The organism is Agrobacterium sp. NPDC058088, from assembly GCF_042885035.1.
Taxonomy (GTDB): domain Bacteria; phylum Pseudomonadota; class Alphaproteobacteria; order Rhizobiales; family Rhizobiaceae; genus Agrobacterium.
Window position 1 is genome coordinate 17325 of the sequence record NZ_JBHVSU010000004.1, and the last position, 18480, is coordinate 35804.

Sequence of the window (18480 nt, forward strand, 5' to 3'; positions counted from 1 at the left end):
TTTTCTTTTGCCTTGTGAAAGGTGAAAGACATGGACAGCACATGTGTAACGACGCCCTTTGGGCGGCGAGCGATGTCCTTTGGCGTCCTCGCAACCCAGTTTGCCGCGCAAAAGGCCAGAAAAGTCGAAGCGGTCGACAAATGGAAACTCTATCGTTCGGTCTGCGAAGCCAGGCCTCTGCTCGGTGTGACCGACCGCTCGCTTGCGGTTCTAAACGCGCTTCTGAGCTTTTACCCAAAGAACGAGCTTTCGAGTGAAGCCGGTCTGGTGGTGTTCCCATCAAACACGCAATTGTCGCTGCGAGCGCATGGCATGGCCGAACAGACATTGCGCCGGCATCTTTCGGCGCTCGTCGAGGCCGGTCTTATCATTCGCAAGGACAGCCCGAACGGCAAACGTTACGCCCGCAAACACAGGGGAGGCGAGATCAGCGAAGCCTATGGTTTCTCACTGGCTCCGCTTCTTGCCCGCAAAACTGAAATCGAGGACCTGGCCGAGCGTATCATTCGCGAAAGGCTCGATCTTCAGCGGCTTCGTGAAAGCATCAGCCTTTGCCGCCGCGATATCCAGAAACTTTGCGACATGATTGCCGCGCGTGGTGACCTTAAAACCTTCGAGAGGTTTCAGACCCGTTACAACGCAATCGCAAACTCTCTTGGCCGCAATTCGAAGCCCGCAGAACTCAACGAAATCGCCGGATTCCTGGCCTCGTTGCGTGCGGAAGTGACCAACTATCTGGAAAATATTGAAAAATCGGAAAAAATGGGCGGCAATGACTGCCAAAATGAGCGGCTCATAAAGAATTCAGAATCCGAATCCATATCTGAACGGCCAGATTTGCGTGAAGCGGTTATAGTTGCACCTGCCAGCACCGCCATCGCCCAGCCGGCATATGTCCCACCCGTCAGTACGACGTCTTCACCACCATCGCCAAAGCCTGTTCTTCATAAGCAATTTTTTGTTCCTGATATTGTTTTGGTTTTGAAAGCTTGCCCAGACATCTCGCTCTATGCACCGGGTGGAGCGGTCACCGGCTGGCGTGACCTCGAAGTCGCGACCTCGGTGATCAGAACCATGTTCAACATCAGCCAGTCCGCCTATCAGGAGGCACTTACGACCTTCGGCCGACAGGGAACCGCGGCAATCCTCGCCTGCCTGCTGCAGAAGGCCGATCAGATTAGCTCGCTCGGCGGGTATCTGCGGAATCTGACGCGCAAGGCCAAGGACGGCGGTTTCGAGGTGCAGACCATGCTTCTGGCGCAGCTGCGCGGGCGTCAGGACAGAAGGGAGGCGGCTGTGGCGGGGTGAGGCCAACAAGGACCGGAAAATGGTCGTAGCTTGCGGAAAAACCGGCTGGAAGGTACATTAACGCCGTTTCCACAGGTACCCAAAGATTCGCGCGGCTGCCGATGTTGAGCGTCGAGCAGAGCTTCCTATGGTTAATGCGAAGTAATGAAAGTTAAGTGTCGATTAGCTTTCGTTTGCGTTTTTCCGTGATTGATTTCAAACGCTTGAGTCTGCAGGGTTTTTATGAAGAGTTGCCCCGACAGCGGCAGAAGAAGACATGTTTCGGTACCAATTGCCGTTCCGGACACCGCTGGTTGGAGCTTGACGTGTTGCCCTTGGCAGCACGATTAGATCCTTAGAAAAGGTCCTTCAACAGGAAGGCAATCTTTTCCGCGTCCCGTCAGGCGATTGAACCTTCTGGAAGGTTCCGCGTTTGAATAAATTGTTTCGAAGGATCGCTGCGCTGATGATTTTTCCTGATGATGTAGAACTGGCTATCGCTCTTTATATGGCGGACCATGCCTTGCCACGGCAGGCGGCCATTGCAAAACTCGTGAGAGCGGAGCTTGAAAAAACTGGCCATCTGCCCGGTGGCGAGGGTCGGCCCCCTGAAATCATCGATGGGCGGCCGAGCACGGACTATGTCCAATATCGCTCCTATCTTGAAGGAGATGCCTGAAAGGCGGCGGAACCAAAGCAGCTGCAGGCTGTTTAGACGCAAATAATTGCGCCCGGATATTTGCTTATGCCTCTCAGATCGTCTTTTCTCGTACCTGCGTTTGCCGTCTTGGCCGTAATGCCTGCAGCGGCCCAGCCAGTGGAGATCAGCACGCTGGAAACTTCCAAAACACCGAGCAACCAGATCGCGCCTCCACTCATCGGCCCAAACTACATTACCGATATTTCCGGAAAGAGGGTCCGGCTGGTCGGGCCGCGTTTTTATCCCGACAGCGCACGGGCTCTGAAATTTCCGGGACGGAGCTTGCAGCGCACCGCATCAACAAGCGAAGAAGCGCTGTCGCAACGGTGAGGGATAGTGGCGAGGAAACGGTTCTAGCGGACCTGTATCGGATGGCAGGGGCGGAATGAACACTGAAAACAAGACGTCCAGAGGTAAACCGGCGACTGACAGCTGGATAAGGCAGGAGGGTGAGGATGCCGAAAAGGCGAGCTTTCCCGAACTTTTCTTTGATCTGGTTTTCGTCTTTGCACTCATCCAGCTCTCCCATGCGCTTGCCAAGGATTTCGGGCCGACGGCGGCGCTTGAGGCCGGCATCCTGATCCTGTCGCTGTGGTGGTTATGGATACACACCACCTGGACCACCAATCTTTTGAAGACGGAGAAGGAGCCGGTCCGGCTGCTTTTATTCGCTCTGATGTTCGGCGGGGTTCTGTTGGCCATTGCCTTGCCGAAGGCCTTCGCGGAGCAGGGTCTCGTCTTTGCGCTGATCTATAGTGCCATGCAGGTGGGACGAAGCCTTTTTGCGCTTTACGCCTTCAAGGACGAAGATCGGCAGTCCTTCCTGGCCTTTGTGCGGGTAACGATATGGCTCACCATATCAAGCCTGTTCTGGCTGGCTGGCGGCCTGGTCGATCTCTCGGACCGAATTCTTCTCTGGGGCATCGCCCTTGCCATCGAATATGCCGGGCCCGCCTGCCGTTATGTTGTGCCGGGCGTTGCTTCCAGCGATGAGGACAGGCTTCATCTTTCCGGCGAACATCTGGCGGAGCGTTGTGCGCTCTTTGTCATCATCTGTTTGGGCGAAACCATCCTCACCACTGGCCGCACGGCAACGGAATATATGAATTCGGCTTTGACCTTCCTGGTCTTTTGCTCGGCCTTTGTCAGCACCGTGGTAATGTGGTGGATCTATTTTCACCATGGCCAGGAAGAGGCTTCCAGAAAGGCCGAGAATGCCGAAGAAAAGACGAAGATCGCGCAAAACCTCTTCAATTATGGGCATCTGCCCATCGTTGCCGGCATCATCCTGACGGCAGTGGGGGAGGATTTCAGTCTTTCCCATGCCCGTGAGGGCGCAATGATGCGGGAGGCTATCGCCATTCTCGGCGGCCCGGTTCTCTTTCTGGCGGGAAACATCGGCGTCAAGATCGCCGCCACCTATCAGCGACCCATTTCACATTTCGCCGGCGTTGCGGCGCTGTGCCTGCTTTTGCCGGTGCCGGGCATTCCGCTTTTCGTGCTGCAACTGGCAAGCACGGGAATTCTGCTCGCCGTTGCCGTTTGGGAATATCTGGCGCTGAAAAGTGCGGTGGCCAATGCCTGATCCTATAAGGATTGGTGAAGCTGGTGCTTCGCGGGCGAAAATGAGCAATTCGACATTCGCGTGGAATTTCAGAGGCGTCGGTAGGGCGCATTTTTTTGACTGTCGACCTATTGACCTCAACTATAGTTGAGGAATTATATCGGCTGCTCTTCAATGTGTTTCCGCATCTTCCGAGCGGAAATCGTTCCGGAAGCAGGAGCCAGAATGGAAAATACCATATTCAAACACAGCCTGTCGGTGGGGGATGTTGCGCGCCGCAGCGGTATTGCCGTTTCCACCATCCATTTTTATGAAGCGAAGGGGTTGATAGAAGGCTGGCGCACCGCCGGCAACCAGCGTCGTTATCACCGCGCCGTCCTGCGACGCATCGCCATCATCCGCATCGCGCAGCGTGCCGGCATTCAGCTCAGCATTATCAGGGACGCGATGGCTGATCTACCGCAAGACCGGGTGGCGACAACGGCAGACTGGCGCAGGTTCTCCCAGTCTTGGCGAGAAATGCTTCAGACTCGCATCAGCAATCTGGTGATGCTGCGAGACCAGTTGACCGGCTGTATTGGTTGCGGTTGCCTGTCGCTCGATGATTGTCCACTGCGCAACCCGAACGATGTTCTGGCTGATGACGGCGCCGGTCCGCGCCGCCTCGTATCCGCGGAATGAGCGGCTGAGCCGCTTCCTATTCGCTATCGACGGGAATCCAGACGCTGACGCTGCCGCAATCTGTGGGGAAGATACCCTTGCCGCTCTCATCCAGGGTTATCTCTTCCTTGCGGTGGCCGAGAAAATCGCGCCAGATCGATCCCCCACGTTCGGGGCCGAGGTCGGCCTGCTTTTCGCCCGGGTTGCCATTCGACATCACCACCACGCAGCCGGGCGCATCGGCAGTGCCGTGGCGGATAAAGGCGATGCAGCTGGCATCGTCGAAAATATCCGTCTGGGCTCCGTTGGCGAAGCGGCTGCGGGCTTCGATGAGCTTCGGCAGGCATTCGATGGCAGGCATGTCGATCTTATATTCGTTTCCGTCATTGCCGGTGTCGGTGTAACCAGTGCCGAACAGATCGGGATAAAAGACGCAGGGGACACCGTCTTCACGCAACAGGATAATCGCGTAGGCGAGCGGCTTGAACCAGGGCTCGACAGGCGCTTCCAGCGATTGCAGCGGCTGCGTATCGTGATTGTCGACCAGCGTGACCGCATGATCGGGAACGGCTGATACGAGCGAGCCGTCGAAGAGGCTGCGCATATCGAAGTCGCCGCCCTGTTTCGAAGCTTCGTGGAAACTGTGGTGAAGGGCGACGTCAAAAAGCATCAACTGTTTGTCGACCAGCTCGAGATAGCTTTTCAGCGCTTCCAGATCGGGGTGCCAATATTCTGCCACGACGAACAGATCGGGATCGACCGTCTCACGCATATGCCCCACCCAATCCCGGAAGAACCATGCCGGAATATGTTTGGCAGCATCGAGACGGAAGCCGTCGACCTGCACCTGCTCGGAGAGCCACCGGCCCCAATATTTGAGCTCCTCATAAACCGCCCGGTTGCGGAACTCGACGTCCGCGCCCATCAGATAATCGAAATTACCGTTTTCCTGATCGACTTCCTCATTCCATTCGCCGTCGCCATATTCGTTGACGAGGCGGAATATGCCGTCTTCAGTCGGCTCCTCGATGTGGTCGACACCGCTGAAGCACTTCAGGTCCCAGATAAATTTGGAATGTTTGCCGTTACGGCCGGGGAAGGTGAAGCGCGTATAGGCAAGCGCCGGGAAATCCGCATCGTCAATATCTGTGCGGTCTTCTGGATTGACGCGGCGAACCCGTACCTTTTCCTTCTCGTCGGCACCCATCTTGTGATTGAGAACGACGTCGTGAATGACACGGATGCCATTCTCTTTCAGCGTCTTGCCCGCATGCTCAAGGGCGCCACGATCACCATATTTGGTGGCGACGGTGCCCTTCTGGTCAAATTCGCCAAGGTCGAAGAGATCGTAGGTGTCATATCCCACCGAGTAACCGCCGGCGGCGCCCTTGTAGGCGGGCGGCAACCAGACATCGGTAATGCCCATTTTGGCAAGGCTTTCGGCCTTCTCGGCCACCTCGCTCCATAGTTTCCCTCCGTCCGGATAATACCAATGGAAGAATTGAAGCAAGGTGCGTCCGGCCATATGTCCCTCACGATGGTTAGCAGGTCGCGCCATAAACGGCCCGGTGGCGAAAGGGTTCCGCCGCCGGTGCCGCGCGATCTGCGATTGTGAGGCCGATGCGCCGGTTTATATCAGCCGGCTATTTCGAGCACCGCCGCGCCCGCCTGCAGATAGTCGCCTTCTTTGCCGATGAGGCGAACCTTGCCGGCTTTGGTGGCGACAATCTGCGTCTCCATCTTCATGGCTTCCATGACCGCCAGAAGATCGCCTTCGGAGACAGTGTCACCATCTTTTACCTTGAAGGATTGCAGAGTGCCGGAAACGGGGGCGGTGATTTCACCCTCCTTTTCCCTGGTAGCGGCCGCAGAAGTGGTTGCATTGCTTCCGCTAACTGTGCCGAGGCTGGAGAGTAGAATGTTCGGCAGCCCGACCGAAACACGCTTGCCGTCGATTTCGAGATAGGTGCGGGTCATCGACGGGTCGTCGGACGGTGTCGGGCGCTCCATAGCGTCGGGCATGGCGGCGAAATCGGTTTCGATCCAGCGGGTGTGAACCTTGAACCCATCCGTGCCGATGAAGTCGTCCGTCTCGATCGCGGCGCGATGGAACGGCAGTACGGTCGCTATACCCTCGATGCGGAATTCCTTCAGCGCGCGGCGGGCACGGCGCAGAACCTGATCTCGGTCGACACCGGTCACGATGAGCTTTGCCATCAGCGAGTCGAAGACACCAGGCACGCTGGAGCCGCTGACGACGCCGCTATCCATGCGGATGCCGGGACCGGAAGGCGCATCGAAAACCGAGATCGAACCGGGCGTCGGCAGGAAGCCGCGGCCAGGGTCTTCGGCATTGATGCGAAATTCCATGGAGTGCCCGCGCGGTTCGGGTGTTTCGAGGACACGCAGCTTCTGGCCTTCGGCAATACGGAACTGTTCGATGACGAGATCGATGCCGGTGGTTTCCTCGGTGACGGGATGTTCCACCTGCAGGCGTGTATTTACCTCAAGGAAGGAAATCGTGCCATCGACGCCGAGCAGGAATTCGACGGTGCCAGCGCCGGAATAACCGGCAGCAGCGCAGATCGCCTTTGCGGCCGCATGGATTTTCTGGCGCTGTTCATCGGACAGGAACGGCGCGGGAGCCTCTTCGATCAGTTTCTGATTCCGTCGTTGCAGCGAGCAGTCGCGAGTGCCGAGGACAAGCACATTGCCGTGTTTGTCGGCCAGAACCTGCGCTTCGATATGGCGCGGTCGGTCGAGGAAACGTTCAAGAAAACATTCACCGCGGCCAAAGGCGGCTGTCGCCTCGCGCACAGCGGATTCGTAGAGATCGGCGATCTCCTCCATCTTCCAGGCAACCTTCAGGCCGCGCCCGCCGCCGCCATGGGCAGCCTTGATGGCGACCGGCAGGCCGTGCTGTTCGGCAAAGGCGGTGACTTCCGCGGCGGAAGAGACGGGGCCATCACTGCCGGCAACCAGCGGCGCACCAACGCCCGTGGCGATGCGCCGTGCCTCGACCTTATCGCCCAGCGCCTCTATGACATGAGGGGCTGGACCGATCCAGATCAGGCCGGCATCGATGACGGCCTGGGCAAACTCCGCGCGTTCGGACAGGAAACCGTAACCGGGATGCACGGCGTCCGCACCGGCGCGTTTGGCAATCGCGATCAGCTTGGCGATGTCGAGATAGGTCTCGGTGGGGCGCACGCCCTCCAGCGCGTAGGCCTCATCCGCCAGCAGGACGAAAAGCGCGTCCTGATCGGGATCGGCATAAACGGCGACCGATTGCAGGCCGTAATCGCGACAGGCGCGGATGATGCGCACCGCGATCTCGCCGCGATTGGCAATCAGCACTTTTTTCATCGCTTTTCTCCTCGGAACTATGTGTTTTTGGCCGCGATTTCGGCAAAGGGGCCGATTGGGCGGAATTTGATTTTGGCGTTGACCGGGATCTGCCCGGCAAGATCGAGATGATATTCGGCTACTGCGCCGATGACGGGATAACCACCGGTCAGGGGGTGATCGGCAAGGAAAAGAACCGGCTGGCCGCTATGGGGAATCTGGATTGCGCCCGTTGCCGTGCCTTCGCTCGGCAATTCGGCGCTGTCCTGGCGTTCCACCGGCACGTCGCCGGCAAGGCGAATGCCGACGCGGTTCGATTGCGGGGTGACCTGCCAGAGCTGCCCGGTCAGCGTCTCGATACCCTTCTGCGTAAACCAGTCCGCTCTGGGGCCGAGAACGATATCCAATGTCACGATCTCGCCCATTGCCGGCGGCTCGAAAGCCGGAACCTCGTTGATCGATACGCTGGATAGACCTGACTTTTCGCCCTTAAGCGGCAGGATGGCACCTGCACCCACTGACTCGGGACCGACGACAGCCAGAGTATCAGTTGCAAAACTGCCGAGCACCGGCTCGACATCGAAGCCGCCGCGTACCGCAAGATAACTGCGCATGCCCTTGGGCGGCTGGCCGAAAGTGATCACGTCACCGGCTTCAAGGGAGACCGGGCCAGGGGTTTGGGCGAGGAAACCGCGGTCTGCCGTCCTGATCGTCACGGGGCAGGGGGCGCCGGTGATGCCGATAACGGCGCGGCTTGCACTTTTGAAGGAAAAGCCGCCGAGAGTCAGTTCGAGACAGGGCGTGTTGACCGGATTGCCGACGATACGGTTTGCGGCATTAAACGCACCACGATCCAGCGCGCCGGAGGCGGAGACACCCTGCCCGGTCTGGCCGAAACGGCCGAGATCCTGAAAGATGGCTGGCATTGGCGCGGCAAGCACCTCGAAATGCGGGCCATCCTTTCTTGGTACTTTCCTGTCCGGTGCCGGAGCTGGGATATCGACCGTTCGGCCGGCTTTGTCCATGTCGAAGAAACGCACACGGTAGCCCGGCTGAAACAGCGCGCCGGGCTCACGGTCGATGTCCCACATCTTCACCGGCGTGGTGCCGATGATCTGCCAGCCGCCGGGGCTGTTTTGCGGGTAGACGCCGCTGAAAGCACCGGCCAATGCTACGGAGCCGGCCGGAATACGGGTGCGCGGGCTTTGCCGCCGCGGCACATGCAGTGCCGGATCGCCGCCGACAAGGTAACCGAAGCCGGGGGCGAAGCCGCAGAAGGCCACGGTGAATTCGCTTTCAGTGTGGCGGCGAATGACCTCTTCGACGCTCATTCCGGTCAGTCCGGCAACATCGACGAGGTCTTCGCCATTATAACGGACGGGGATTTCGACAAGATTGTCCGATGGCGCGATCTTTGCCGAGAGATCGCGGCTCGCAAGCCGCGCAGCCAGCGCTTCGGAGCCGATCTTCTCGGGCCGGAACCGGATCATCAGGGTACGGGCAGCCGGCACCGTCTCTTCGATGCCCTCGACCGGATCATTCTGAAGCGAGGCGAACAGCGCCAGCGTTTCATCGAGATCGGCGAGTTCGACAAGAATGGTGGTGAGGCTGACGGGAAGAAAACGCATCATATCCTCACGCGTGATAGGCGGTGTCGGGAATGTCGGTGATGAACATGTGGCCCGGCGCATGGGTAATGGCAAAGGGAACACCGGATGCCATCACGGCGGCCTGTGGGGTCACGCCGCAGGCCCAGAACACCGGCACCTCACCGGGTTCGATCCGTACGGCATCGCCGAAATCAGGTTTTGCAAGGTCGGAAATGCCGATCTCCTCCGGTGCGCCGACATGTACCGGCGCGCCATGCACAGCCGGAAAACGCCCGGAAATCGTGGCAGCATCGGCCACGCGCGATGCCGGGATAGGCCGCATGGAAACGACCATGTTGCCTTTCAGCCGACCGGCGGGGCGGCAGGGCCGGTTGGTGAGGTACATCGGAACATTGCTCTTGTCGGTCATGTGGCGGATTTCGATGCCTGCTTCCACCATCGGCGTTTCGAAGGTGAAGCTGCAGCCGATGAGGAAAGCGACGAGATCGTCGCGTTCCGCCCAGGCGGCGGTGGCGTCGGCCGTTTCCTCGGCAAGCTTGCCATCCCGCCAGATGCGGTAGAGCGGCAGATCTGTTCTGAGGTCGGCACCGGGGGCCAGAAGCGTGGTCGGCGAACCGGGATCGGAGACATCAAGGACCGGGCAGGGTTTTGGATTGCGTTGCGCATAAAGCAGGAAATCGAAAGCCCAGTCGCGCGGCAGCACGATCATGTTTGCCTGTGTGAAGCCGGGTGCAATGCCTGAGGTGGGGGCGACAAGGCCATCGCGATAGGTCGCGCGGGCCTTTCGTGCGGCCTCGGCATCTGTATGGTTGAGATAGGATGTTGGTATCGTCATCGACTACCCCTTTCAGCGATCGAGAACGAAGGAACGGATATCGATGCCATCAGCTTCGAAACGGCGGCGGATTTCCTGGGCGATCGCGACCGCACCGGGGCTGTCGCCATGGACGCAGATGGATTGCGCCTCGATTTTTATGACGCTGCCATCGATTGCCTCCAACGTGCCTTCGCGGGCAAGCTGCGCCATGCGGTCGGCGATTTTTGCCGCGTCATGCAATACGGCACCGGCTTCCCGGCGGGAAACGAGTTGTCCTTGAGGCGTATAGGCGCGGTCGGCAAAGGCTTCGGCAACGACGGCAAGACCGGATTTGCGGGCGAGATCGAGGATGGGCGCGTTGGCAAGACCCATCAGCACCAGTGAAGGATCGATCGCCTTGATGCCGTCGATGACGGCCTGTCCCTGTTTTGCATCATTGGCGATGCGGTTATAGAGCGCGCCATGCGGCTTGACGTAACGCACCGTGGTTCCGGCCGCGGCGGCAACACCCTTCAGCGCGCCGATCTGGTAGATGACATCGGCAATCAGTTCTTCCGAGGTGGCGTCCAGATCGCGGCGGCCGAAGCCGACGCGGTCAGGATAGGAGACATGGGCGCCAACGACCACGCCCTTTTCGGCAGCGGCCTTGACGGTGCGGTAAATGCCGGCCGGGTCACCTGCGTGAAATCCGCAGGCAATGTTGGCGCTGGAAACGATAGCGAGCATTGCCTCGTCATCACCCATGCGCCATGCGCCGTAACTTTCGCCAAGATCGCTGTTGAGATCGATAGCGGCCATGTTTGCCTCCCTTATTCTATCAGTAGCCGAGCAGGGCAAAGATCGCGCCCGCCGATTTATACGCCATATACCAGGTGAGTGCGCAGGTCAGCACGCCGAGCACCAGCAGCCAGCGCGGGTAATGATATCCGTGCATCAGATCCGCGCGTTTCCATGCGGCATACATGAAGATCGAAAGGCCGATCGGCAGAACGAGACCGTTGAGGCCACCCACGAAGACGAGCATGGCTGCAGGCGGCGTGGTAATGATGATATAGGCAATCAGCGAAATGGCGATGAAGCCGACGGTCGCGAGGTTACGCTGGCGCTCCGTTATGTCAGGCTTGAAAGCTGTCAGGAATGACACGGAGGTATAGGCCGCACCAATGATGCTGGTCATTGCCGAGGCGAGGAAAACCGCACCGAAGAGGCGGAAGCCGATATCGCCGGCAGCGGCATGGAAGGCCTGGCCTGCCGGGTTTGCTCCCTTGCCCGAGAGATCGATGACCACGCCGCTTGCGACGACGCCCAGAATGGCAAGGAACAGGATGTAGCGCAGCACGCCCGTTATCGCGATGCCGCTCAGCGCCGCGCGGTTGACCGCACTGATGTTTTCAACGCCCACCATGCCCTTGTCCAGCAGGCGATGCGCGCCGGCATAGGTGATGTAGCCGCCAACGGTGCCGCCGACGATGGTGGTGATGGTGACGAAATCGATCGTGTCGGGCAGGAAAGTCTGGCGGAAGGCTTCCGCTACCGGCGGGCCGGAAACGTATGCCGCATAAACGATCAGCGCCAGCTTGACGAAGGCCGCGACGAAAACCACGCGGTCCATCGCGATACCTGCGCGACGGGACAGGAAGATGCCGATCGCCGCCAATGCGCCAATGGCGCCGCCGATCTTCGGATCGAGATCGATCATGGCGTTGAAGCCGAGGCCCGCGCCGCCGATGTTGCCGATATTGAAGAACAGGCCGCCGATGATGACGAGAATGGCGAGCAGATAACCTGAGCCCGGAATGGCGGCATTGGCAATCGCCGGTGCCCGCATGCGAGTGATGGTGACGATACGCCAGATATTGGCCTGCACCACGAAGTCGATCAGGATGGAAATGATGATGGCGAATGCGAAGGCGGCGCCCAGTTTTACCGTGAAATTCGCAGTCTGAGTGATGAAGCCCGGCCCGACGGCCGACATAGACATCAGGAACATTGCCGAAAGCAAGGCATAACGCTGGGTTTTCGCCTTCTTTGCCGCCTCATTCGGGTCGGCGGGCGTGGGCATTTTCTGCTCCATGGATTTTCTCCGCTTCTCGCAATCCGCCCCTCGCGGATGCTTTATACGGTTGATCTTGTCCTGTTCTGTGAAATTGTCAACTTTGTTGAACAATATAAAGTTATCGTTCTTTCATTTTGTCTATTTGTTGGACGTGATGACCGCGATTTAATCACGTTTTTTTCGTGCTTTGCTAATGCTTTGTGCTATGGGCAGAACATGCCGTGTCCGAACATGCCTGTCACGGAACTCCCGATGCCGTATTGCTCTTAGGAAAGGAGCGCCATGACGGAAACGATAGAAGGTCTGCCGCTTGCGGATCGATTGGCCAAGGGTATCCGCACCCTGCTGATTTCAGGTGAGCTGGCGCCGGGGCAGCGCCTTTCAGAGGCGGCTTTCAGCGAACGTTTCGACGTCTCGCGCAATTCGCTGCGCGAAGCTTTCCGGCTTTTGACCAAGGACGGGCTGCTGCGCCATGAAGCCAATCGTGGTGTCTTCGTTGCCGTGCCCACCATGTCTTCGGTCATCGATATCTACCGGGTGCGACGCATGGTGGAATGCGGTGCGTTGCGGCAGGCCTGGCACAAGCACCCTGCTATCAAGACGATGCGCGCAGCCGTCGAGGATGCCAAGGTAAAGCGCGAGGTTGCCGATTGGCTGGGCGTGGGCAGCGCCAACATGAAATTTCACGCCGCCGTGGTCGATCTCCTCGACAGTGCCCGGATCAGCGACTTTTACGAGCGTATCGCTGCGGAACTGAGGCTGTGTTTCGGCCTCCTGAAAGATCCCGAACAGCTTCATTCTCCATTTGTCGACATGAACAGCAAAATCCTGTCGCTGATGGAGGAAGGCAAGGCGAAGGAGGCGGGCGACGAGATGGATATCTATCTCAATCTTTCCGAGCGCACCGTACTGAAGGCGCTCGAACGCGCCGTCGAACACGCCTCTTGAGGTGCGGGCGGCAAGTTGAGAAACGTTCCTTGCCGTACCGTTCCACTTTTGCAGATCGAGGCGATTGCCAAGTTTGTTGCGGTGCGTCATCAATGCCGACATGACGCTTCGCGACCTCACCATTCTCGTTATAGACGAAAACGCGATCCGCGCCTCGATCATCGAGGAGGGGCTGCGCGAGGCCGGGTATAATCGCGTGACGGTCATCCATGAGGTGCACGGCGTGGCGCGGACCATCGAGACGCTGCAGCCCGATGTCATCTTCATCGATCTTGAGAATCCCAACCGCGACATGATGGAGCATCTGTTTCAGTTGACACGCACGGTCGGCCGGCCGATCGCCATGTTTGTCGACCGCTCCGATACCGCGTCCATCGAGGCGGCCGTTGAGGCCGGTGTTTCCGCCTATGTCGTTGACGGGCTGAAGAAAGAACGCGTCAAACCCATCCTCGATATGGCGGTCAGCCGCTTCAACGCTTTCAGCCGTCTGCGACAGGAACTTGCCGAAGCAAAATCGGCGCTTGAGGAGCGCAAGGTCATCGAGCGCGCCAAAGGCATTTTGATGAAAATGCGTGGCCTGTCCGAAGAGGAGGCTTTTGCGCTTCTGCGGCAAACGGCGATGAACGAGAAAAAGAAAATATCCGAGATCGCGCAAAGCGTGGTCACCGCGGCCGGTCTGTTGATGTAACGAACCCGCCGGCGGGACAGTCGAGGAGTGTATGATATGGCGGCACAGGAAAAATCGGCCGGTTCAAAAGCGGGCGCGCCGGCAAGTGTTGGCAGCGACCGGCAAAAAATCCTGCGGGCAGGTTTTATTCCTCTTGTCGATGCGTCCGTCCTCATTGCTGCGGCGGAATTCGGCTTTGCCGAGCGCGAAGGCCTGACGCTCGATCTCGTCAAGGATGTGTCCTGGGCGAATGTGCGCGACCGGCTGGCATTCCGGCAATTCGACGTTGCCCATATGCTGTCGCCGATGCCGGTTGCCTCCATGCTCGGACTCGGCTCGAACCCTTCGCCGACGATCACGCCGTTTTCACTTGGGCGCGGCGGCAATGCTATAACGCTTTCGACGCGGCTTTTTGCCCGGATGAAGGCGTTGACGGGGCTTTCCGAAACGGCGGGGGCGCTGGAAAATGCGAAGGCCTTAAAGCAGGTGCTGGATGACATGCGAGCGCGGGGCGAAGCTACACCGACGCTCGGCATGACCTACCCGTTTTCCTCGCACAATTACGAATTTCGCTATTGGCTCGCCGCTGGTGGCATTCATCCCGATCACGACGTCAAACTGGTGGTTGTACCACCGCCATTGACGTCGGATGCATTGGCGGCGGGCGCCATAGATGGTTTCTGTGTCGGTGCGCCGTGGAACATCGTTGCCGCCGAGCGCGGTGTGGGCAGGATCGTCGCTGCCAAGCAGGATTTGTGGCCGTCCGCGCCGGAAAAGGTGATCGGGATGCGGCCTGAATGGGCTGAAAGCCAGCAGGAAACGGTCAGCCGGCTGCTGATGGCGCTCGATGCCGCCGCACGTTGGTGCGACCTTGCGGAAAATCACGATGATCTGAGCAGGATACTTGCCGATCCGCGTTATATCGGTGCGCCGCAAAGCATCATCCGCCATGTGCTTGCCGGTGAATTCAACATCGACAGCCAGGGCAACCGCCGGGTCATCGACAAATATTTCCTCTTCCACGGCGGCCATGCCAATTATCCGCGCCAGAGCCAGGCACTGTGGATTTACAGCCAGATGATCCGCTGGGGGCAGACGGAGTTTTCGCAGGGTGGCGTGGAGGCCACCCTGTCCGCTTACCGTCCAGATATTTATCGGGCGGCACTGGGCGATGCCAATGCGCCCGATGATGCCGATATTCGAGTCGAAGGACAGGAGGCGGGTGACCGGTTCGTGGACGGTTTTGTTTTCGATCCCGCAGACATTGCTGGCTATGTGAATGGCTTTTCCGTGCGCAGTTCTGCCCCGTTTTCCATCTCCCAAGGCGAGGCCTGACAGCCGTCGGCCGGGCAAGCTGCGCAAATTTCAAGCGCGGAATTTATCCATTTGCGCAAACCATAGACAAAATTTCTACTGATTAAAATTTAATCGTCCAATTCAATCTCGGAAATTCCTTTTTTTTCCAAGGCGATAGCTTCCACAAGTAAAACTGGCACGCCTCTTGCGTCGTCGTCTTTGCACTGGTCAACGGCGATCGGGGCGAGCAGGGCGCGGCATAAGCGCTTTCACAGACATAGACGTCGCAAGGTTTTGCTGCCCGGAACATTTCCCGTTCCGAAGGCGCAAACTCCGAGCGGCGTTTTTTTTATTTCAGGTTTTTTCGCAAGCGAACGCGCCACCCATGCGGTGGTCCAATAAGGGGAAGATGCGAATGAAAAAGATATTCTCGGGCGATGTCAGCCGCCGCACCATACTGAAGACGACAGCCGCCGCAGCTCTTGTTACCGCCGTGCGCACCGCTTTTCCGTCAGGCGCTTTCGCAGCCACGGCTGAGCCGGAAGTGAAGGGCGCGAAAATCGGCTTCATCGCGCTGACCGACGCCGCCCCGCTTATCATCGCGGCGGAAAACGGACTGTTCGCCAAGCATGGCATGCCGGATGTCGAGGTTCTCAAACAGGCATCCTGGGGTGCGACACGTGACAATCTCGTGCTAGGCGGCGCATCGAACGGCATTGATGGCGCGCATATCCTGACCCCGATGCCCTATCTCATGCATACCGGCAAGGTGACGCAGAACAACGTGCCTGTGCCGATGGCGCTTATCGCCCGCCTCAATCTAGACAGCCAGGGTATTTCCGTCGCCAAGGAATATGCTGAAACCGGCGTTCAGCTCGACGCGTCCAAGCTGAAGGCAGCTTTCGAGAAGAAGAAGGCAGAAGGCAAGGAAATCAAGGCTGCCATGACATTTCCCGGCGGCACGCATGATCTGTGGATCCGCTATTGGCTGGCCGCCGGCGGCATCGACCCGGACAAGGACGTCTCCACCATCGTCGTTCCGCCGCCGCAGATGGTCGCCAACATGAAGGTCGGCAATATGGACGTCTTCTGTGTGGGCGAACCCTGGAACGAGCAACTCGTCAATCAGGGCATCGGCTTCACTGCCTGTACCACCGGGGAACTCTGGAAAGGGCATCCCGAGAAGGCGCTCGGCATGCGCGCCGACTGGGCGGAAAAGAACCCCAACGCCACCAAGGCGTTGCTGATGGCCGTGATGGAGGCCCAGCAATGGTGCGATGAGATGGCGAACAAAGAGGAGATGTCCACGATCCTCGGCAAGCGCCAATGGTTCAACGTGCCACCGAAGGACGTTCTTGGCCGCCTCAAGGGCAATATCAATTACGGCAACGGCCGCGTGCTGGAAAATACCGGTCTGCAGATGAAGTTCTGGCAGGATCACGCGTCCTATCCCTTCCGCAGCCACGACAGCTGGTTCATCACGGAAAACATCCGCTGGGGTAAATTTGCACCCGATACGGACGTGAAGGCGCTGGTTGCCAAGGTCAACCGCGAGGACATCTGGCGCGACGCTGCAAAGGATCTCGGTGTTGCCGATATTCCCGCCTCCACGTCGCGCGGCAAGGAAACCTTCTTCGACGGCAAGGTCTTCGACCCGGAAAACCCGTCGGCCTATCTCGAAAGTCTTTCCATCAAGGCAGCCTCCTGAGGAGGAGACACGGGTGTCGCCCCTCCTCCGTCGGGTTGCCATTTACTGATGGACACCAAAGGCCGGATGAGGGGCGAGACCCTGACCGCAACCGAAATCCAAAGGAAACGCCATGTCCGCATTGGCACGAAATTTCAAGGAACAGCCGCAGCAACCGGTGGTACAAAAGGCAAACGTCGTGACCCTTCCGCCCAAACATCCCTCGCGGTTCAATCTGCGTAAACTGGGTGCTGCGGCGGCCCGCAATATCATACCGCCATTTGTCGTCCTCGCCGTTCTGCTGGGCGTCTGGCAGGTGCTCTGTTCCGCCCCCGGCTCGTCCCTGCCGCCGCCAAGCCAGGTATTCGAGGAAAGCTACGATCTCATCGTATCACCGTTCTTCCATAATGGTTCGCAGGATATCGGCCTCGGCTTGCGCGTGCTGGTCTCGCTGGAGCGCGTGGCATACGGTTTCGGCCTTGCGGCCATCGCCGGCATCATTCTCGGTGCGGTCATCGGCCAGTCGGTCTGGGCCATGCGCGGCCTCGACCCGATTTTTCAGGTCCTGCGCACCGTCCCGCCGCTCGCCTGGCTGCCGCTTTCACTTGCCGCCTTTCAGGACAGCAATCCGTCGGCCATTTTCGTGATCTTCATCACCTCCATCTGGCCCGTCATCATCAATACGGCGGTCGGCGTGCGCAACATTCCGCAGGATTATCGCAACGTTGCGAAGGTGCTGCGGCTCAACCAGATCGAATTCTTCTTCAAGATCATGCTGCCGTCGGCCGCGCCTTACATCTTCACCGGTCTGCGCATAGGCATCGGCCTCTCCTGGCTCGCCATCGTGGCTGCGGAAATGCTGACCGGCGGCGTCGGTATCGGCTTCTTCATCTGGGATGCGTGGAACTCCTCGCGCCTGCCCGACATCATCGTGGCGCTCGCTTACATCGGCGTTGTCGGCTTCATGCTCGACAAGCTGGTAGCGGCGCTCGGCAAGGTCATCACCCGCGGCGCTGCGGCCAACTAAAAGGGCGACCATCATGAACGCTTATCTGAAACTCGATCATATCGACAAATATTTCGACAAGGGCGGTTCGCGCGCCGAGGTGCTGAAAGACATCAACCTGACCATCGGCAAGGGCGAATTCGTCTCGGTCATCGGGCATTCCGGCTGCGGCAAGTCCACCATGCTCAACCTCATCGCCGGGCTGACCAAAGTCTCAGCAGGCGTCGTGCTTCTGGAAAACCGCGAGGTCAACGAACCTGGCCCGGAACGCGCCGTCGTCTTCCAGAACCACAGCCTGCTCCCCTGGCTTTCGGTTTATGAAAACGTCAACCTGGCCGTCGCGAAGGTCTTCAGCAGTACCAAGACCAAAGCGGAACGCCACGACTGGGTCATGCGCAATCTGGATCTCGTGCAGATGGCCCATGCCAAGGACAAGAAACCGTCTGAAATTTCCGGTGGTATGAAACAGCGCGTCGGCATTGCCCGGGCGCTCGCCATGGAGCCGAAAATCCTGCTGCTGGACGAGCCTTTCGGCGCACTGGATGCGCTGACTCGCGCCCACCTTCAGGACGCCGTGATGGAAATCCACGCCCGGCTTGGCAACACCATGGTCATGATCACCCACGATGTGGATGAGGCGGTGCTGCTTTCCGACCGTATCGTGATGATGACCAACGGTCCCGCCGCCCATATCGGCGAAGTGCTTGACGTGCCGCTGCCGCGCCCGCGCAACCGCATCGAGCTTGCATCCGACAAGACCTATCTCAAATGCCGCGAGGCCGTGCTGAAGTTCCTTTACGAACGTCACCGCTTCGTCGAAGCTGCGGAGTAACCATC

General features: G+C 58.8%; 16 protein-coding genes. 10 read left to right on the top strand and 6 right to left on the bottom strand.

From position 1 onward, the window contains the following. Positions 1 to 30 precede the first annotated feature (30 nt). The 4 genes from repC (at position 31) to soxR (ending at position 4232) form a co-directional block, all read left to right on the top strand. Positions 31 to 1308, top strand: a complete 1278-nt coding sequence (repC, locus tag ACFVTJ_RS13255; RefSeq protein ID WP_386908067.1) for a plasmid replication protein RepC — start codon at positions 31 to 33, stop codon at positions 1306 to 1308. A gap of 445 nt (positions 1309 to 1753) precedes the next feature. After that, entirely contained in the window at positions 1754 to 1966 is a 213-nt protein-coding gene (locus tag ACFVTJ_RS13260) for a hypothetical protein (RefSeq protein WP_386908069.1), read from the top strand. A 406-nt stretch (positions 1967 to 2372) separates the two neighbouring features. Further along, positions 2373 to 3572, top strand: a complete 1200-nt coding sequence (locus ACFVTJ_RS13265) for a low temperature requirement protein A (RefSeq protein WP_386908070.1) — start codon at positions 2373 to 2375, stop codon at positions 3570 to 3572. 204 nt (positions 3573 to 3776) lie between these two features. Further along, entirely contained in the window at positions 3777 to 4232 is a 456-nt protein-coding gene (soxR, locus tag ACFVTJ_RS13270) for a redox-sensitive transcriptional activator SoxR (protein ID WP_386908072.1), read from the top strand. Between the two features lie 16 nt (positions 4233 to 4248). Here the strand turns inward: soxR and amyA are convergent, their stop codons facing one another. The 6 genes from amyA to ACFVTJ_RS13300 form a co-directional block, all read right to left on the bottom strand. Continuing rightward, positions 4249 to 5736, bottom strand: coding sequence for an alpha-amylase (amyA, locus tag ACFVTJ_RS13275; RefSeq protein ID WP_386908073.1), 1488 nt, complete (start codon positions 5734 to 5736; stop codon positions 4249 to 4251). A 110-nt stretch (positions 5737 to 5846) separates the two neighbouring features. Continuing rightward, positions 5847 to 7577, bottom strand: a complete 1731-nt coding sequence (locus ACFVTJ_RS13280) for an acetyl/propionyl/methylcrotonyl-CoA carboxylase subunit alpha (RefSeq protein WP_386908075.1) — start codon at positions 7575 to 7577, stop codon at positions 5847 to 5849. 17 nt (positions 7578 to 7594) lie between these two features. Continuing rightward, a complete protein-coding gene (locus ACFVTJ_RS13285; protein WP_386908077.1) occupies positions 7595 to 9184 on the bottom strand; it encodes a 5-oxoprolinase/urea amidolyase family protein in 1590 nt (529 codons plus the stop codon). Between the two features lie 7 nt (positions 9185 to 9191). Further along, the gene (locus tag ACFVTJ_RS13290) at positions 9192 to 10001 is read right to left on the bottom strand and encodes a putative hydro-lyase (RefSeq protein WP_386908079.1); all 810 of its coding nucleotides are present in this window, start codon (positions 9999 to 10001) and stop codon (positions 9192 to 9194) included. A 12-nt stretch (positions 10002 to 10013) separates the two neighbouring features. Then, positions 10014 to 10781, bottom strand: coding sequence for a LamB/YcsF family protein (locus ACFVTJ_RS13295; RefSeq protein ID WP_386908081.1), 768 nt, complete (start codon positions 10779 to 10781; stop codon positions 10014 to 10016). 19 nt (positions 10782 to 10800) lie between these two features. Then, entirely contained in the window at positions 10801 to 12057 is a 1257-nt protein-coding gene (locus ACFVTJ_RS13300) for an NRAMP family divalent metal transporter (protein WP_386908083.1), read from the bottom strand. 264 nt (positions 12058 to 12321) lie between these two features. Between ACFVTJ_RS13300 and ACFVTJ_RS13305 the strand changes: the two genes are divergently transcribed. The 6 genes from ACFVTJ_RS13305 to ACFVTJ_RS13330 all read left to right on the top strand — a co-directional run bounded on the left by ACFVTJ_RS13305 (position 12322) and on the right by ACFVTJ_RS13330 (position 18475). Further along, positions 12322 to 12987, top strand: a complete 666-nt coding sequence (locus ACFVTJ_RS13305; protein WP_386908085.1) for a GntR family transcriptional regulator — start codon at positions 12322 to 12324, stop codon at positions 12985 to 12987. Positions 12988 to 13087: 100 nt separating this feature from the next. Then, positions 13088 to 13675, top strand: a complete 588-nt coding sequence (locus tag ACFVTJ_RS13310) for an ANTAR domain-containing response regulator (protein WP_065660503.1) — start codon at positions 13088 to 13090, stop codon at positions 13673 to 13675. 36 nt (positions 13676 to 13711) lie between these two features. After that, positions 13712 to 14989, top strand: a complete 1278-nt coding sequence (locus ACFVTJ_RS13315) for a CmpA/NrtA family ABC transporter substrate-binding protein (RefSeq protein WP_386908087.1) — start codon at positions 13712 to 13714, stop codon at positions 14987 to 14989. 376 nt (positions 14990 to 15365) lie between these two features. Further along, positions 15366 to 16658 carry a CmpA/NrtA family ABC transporter substrate-binding protein gene (locus ACFVTJ_RS13320; protein WP_386908089.1) on the top strand — a complete coding sequence of 431 codons (1293 nt, stop codon included), beginning with the start codon at positions 15366 to 15368 and terminating at the stop codon, positions 16656 to 16658. A 112-nt stretch (positions 16659 to 16770) separates the two neighbouring features. Beyond that, positions 16771 to 17664, top strand: coding sequence for a nitrate ABC transporter permease (gene ntrB, locus ACFVTJ_RS13325; protein ID WP_035199774.1), 894 nt, complete (start codon positions 16771 to 16773; stop codon positions 17662 to 17664). Positions 17665 to 17677: 13 nt separating this feature from the next. Then, positions 17678 to 18475 carry an ABC transporter ATP-binding protein gene (locus tag ACFVTJ_RS13330; protein ID WP_386908092.1) on the top strand — a complete coding sequence of 266 codons (798 nt, stop codon included), beginning with the start codon at positions 17678 to 17680 and terminating at the stop codon, positions 18473 to 18475. The last annotated feature ends 5 nt before the right edge of the window (positions 18476 to 18480 follow it).

What these genes read in the sequence shown, in the direction of transcription:
- repC (WP_386908067.1), top strand. Translation starts at nt 31, where the DNA reads ATGGACAGCACATGTGTAACGACGCCCTTTGGGCGGCGAGCGATGTCC.
- ACFVTJ_RS13260 (WP_386908069.1), top strand. Translation starts at nt 1,754, where the DNA reads ATGATTTTTCCTGATGATGTAGAACTGGCTATCGCTCTTTATATGGCG.
- ACFVTJ_RS13265 (WP_386908070.1), top strand. Translation starts at nt 2,373, where the DNA reads ATGAACACTGAAAACAAGACGTCCAGAGGTAAACCGGCGACTGACAGC.
- soxR (WP_386908072.1), top strand. Translation starts at nt 3,777, where the DNA reads ATGGAAAATACCATATTCAAACACAGCCTGTCGGTGGGGGATGTTGCG.
- amyA (WP_386908073.1), bottom strand. Translation starts at nt 5,736, where the DNA reads ATGGCCGGACGCACCTTGCTTCAATTCTTCCATTGGTATTATCCGGAC.
- ACFVTJ_RS13280 (WP_386908075.1), bottom strand. Translation starts at nt 7,577, where the DNA reads ATGAAAAAAGTGCTGATTGCCAATCGCGGCGAGATCGCGGTGCGCATC.
- ACFVTJ_RS13285 (WP_386908077.1), bottom strand. Translation starts at nt 9,184, where the DNA reads ATGCGTTTTCTTCCCGTCAGCCTCACCACCATTCTTGTCGAACTCGCC.
- ACFVTJ_RS13290 (WP_386908079.1), bottom strand. Translation starts at nt 10,001, where the DNA reads ATGACGATACCAACATCCTATCTCAACCATACAGATGCCGAGGCCGCA.
- ACFVTJ_RS13295 (WP_386908081.1), bottom strand. Translation starts at nt 10,781, where the DNA reads ATGGCCGCTATCGATCTCAACAGCGATCTTGGCGAAAGTTACGGCGCA.
- ACFVTJ_RS13300 (WP_386908083.1), bottom strand. Translation starts at nt 12,057, where the DNA reads ATGGAGCAGAAAATGCCCACGCCCGCCGACCCGAATGAGGCGGCAAAG.
- ACFVTJ_RS13305 (WP_386908085.1), top strand. Translation starts at nt 12,322, where the DNA reads ATGACGGAAACGATAGAAGGTCTGCCGCTTGCGGATCGATTGGCCAAG.
- ACFVTJ_RS13310 (WP_065660503.1), top strand. Translation starts at nt 13,088, where the DNA reads ATGACGCTTCGCGACCTCACCATTCTCGTTATAGACGAAAACGCGATC.
- ACFVTJ_RS13315 (WP_386908087.1), top strand. Translation starts at nt 13,712, where the DNA reads ATGGCGGCACAGGAAAAATCGGCCGGTTCAAAAGCGGGCGCGCCGGCA.
- ACFVTJ_RS13320 (WP_386908089.1), top strand. Translation starts at nt 15,366, where the DNA reads ATGAAAAAGATATTCTCGGGCGATGTCAGCCGCCGCACCATACTGAAG.
- ntrB (WP_035199774.1), top strand. Translation starts at nt 16,771, where the DNA reads ATGTCCGCATTGGCACGAAATTTCAAGGAACAGCCGCAGCAACCGGTG.
- ACFVTJ_RS13330 (WP_386908092.1), top strand. Translation starts at nt 17,678, where the DNA reads ATGAACGCTTATCTGAAACTCGATCATATCGACAAATATTTCGACAAG.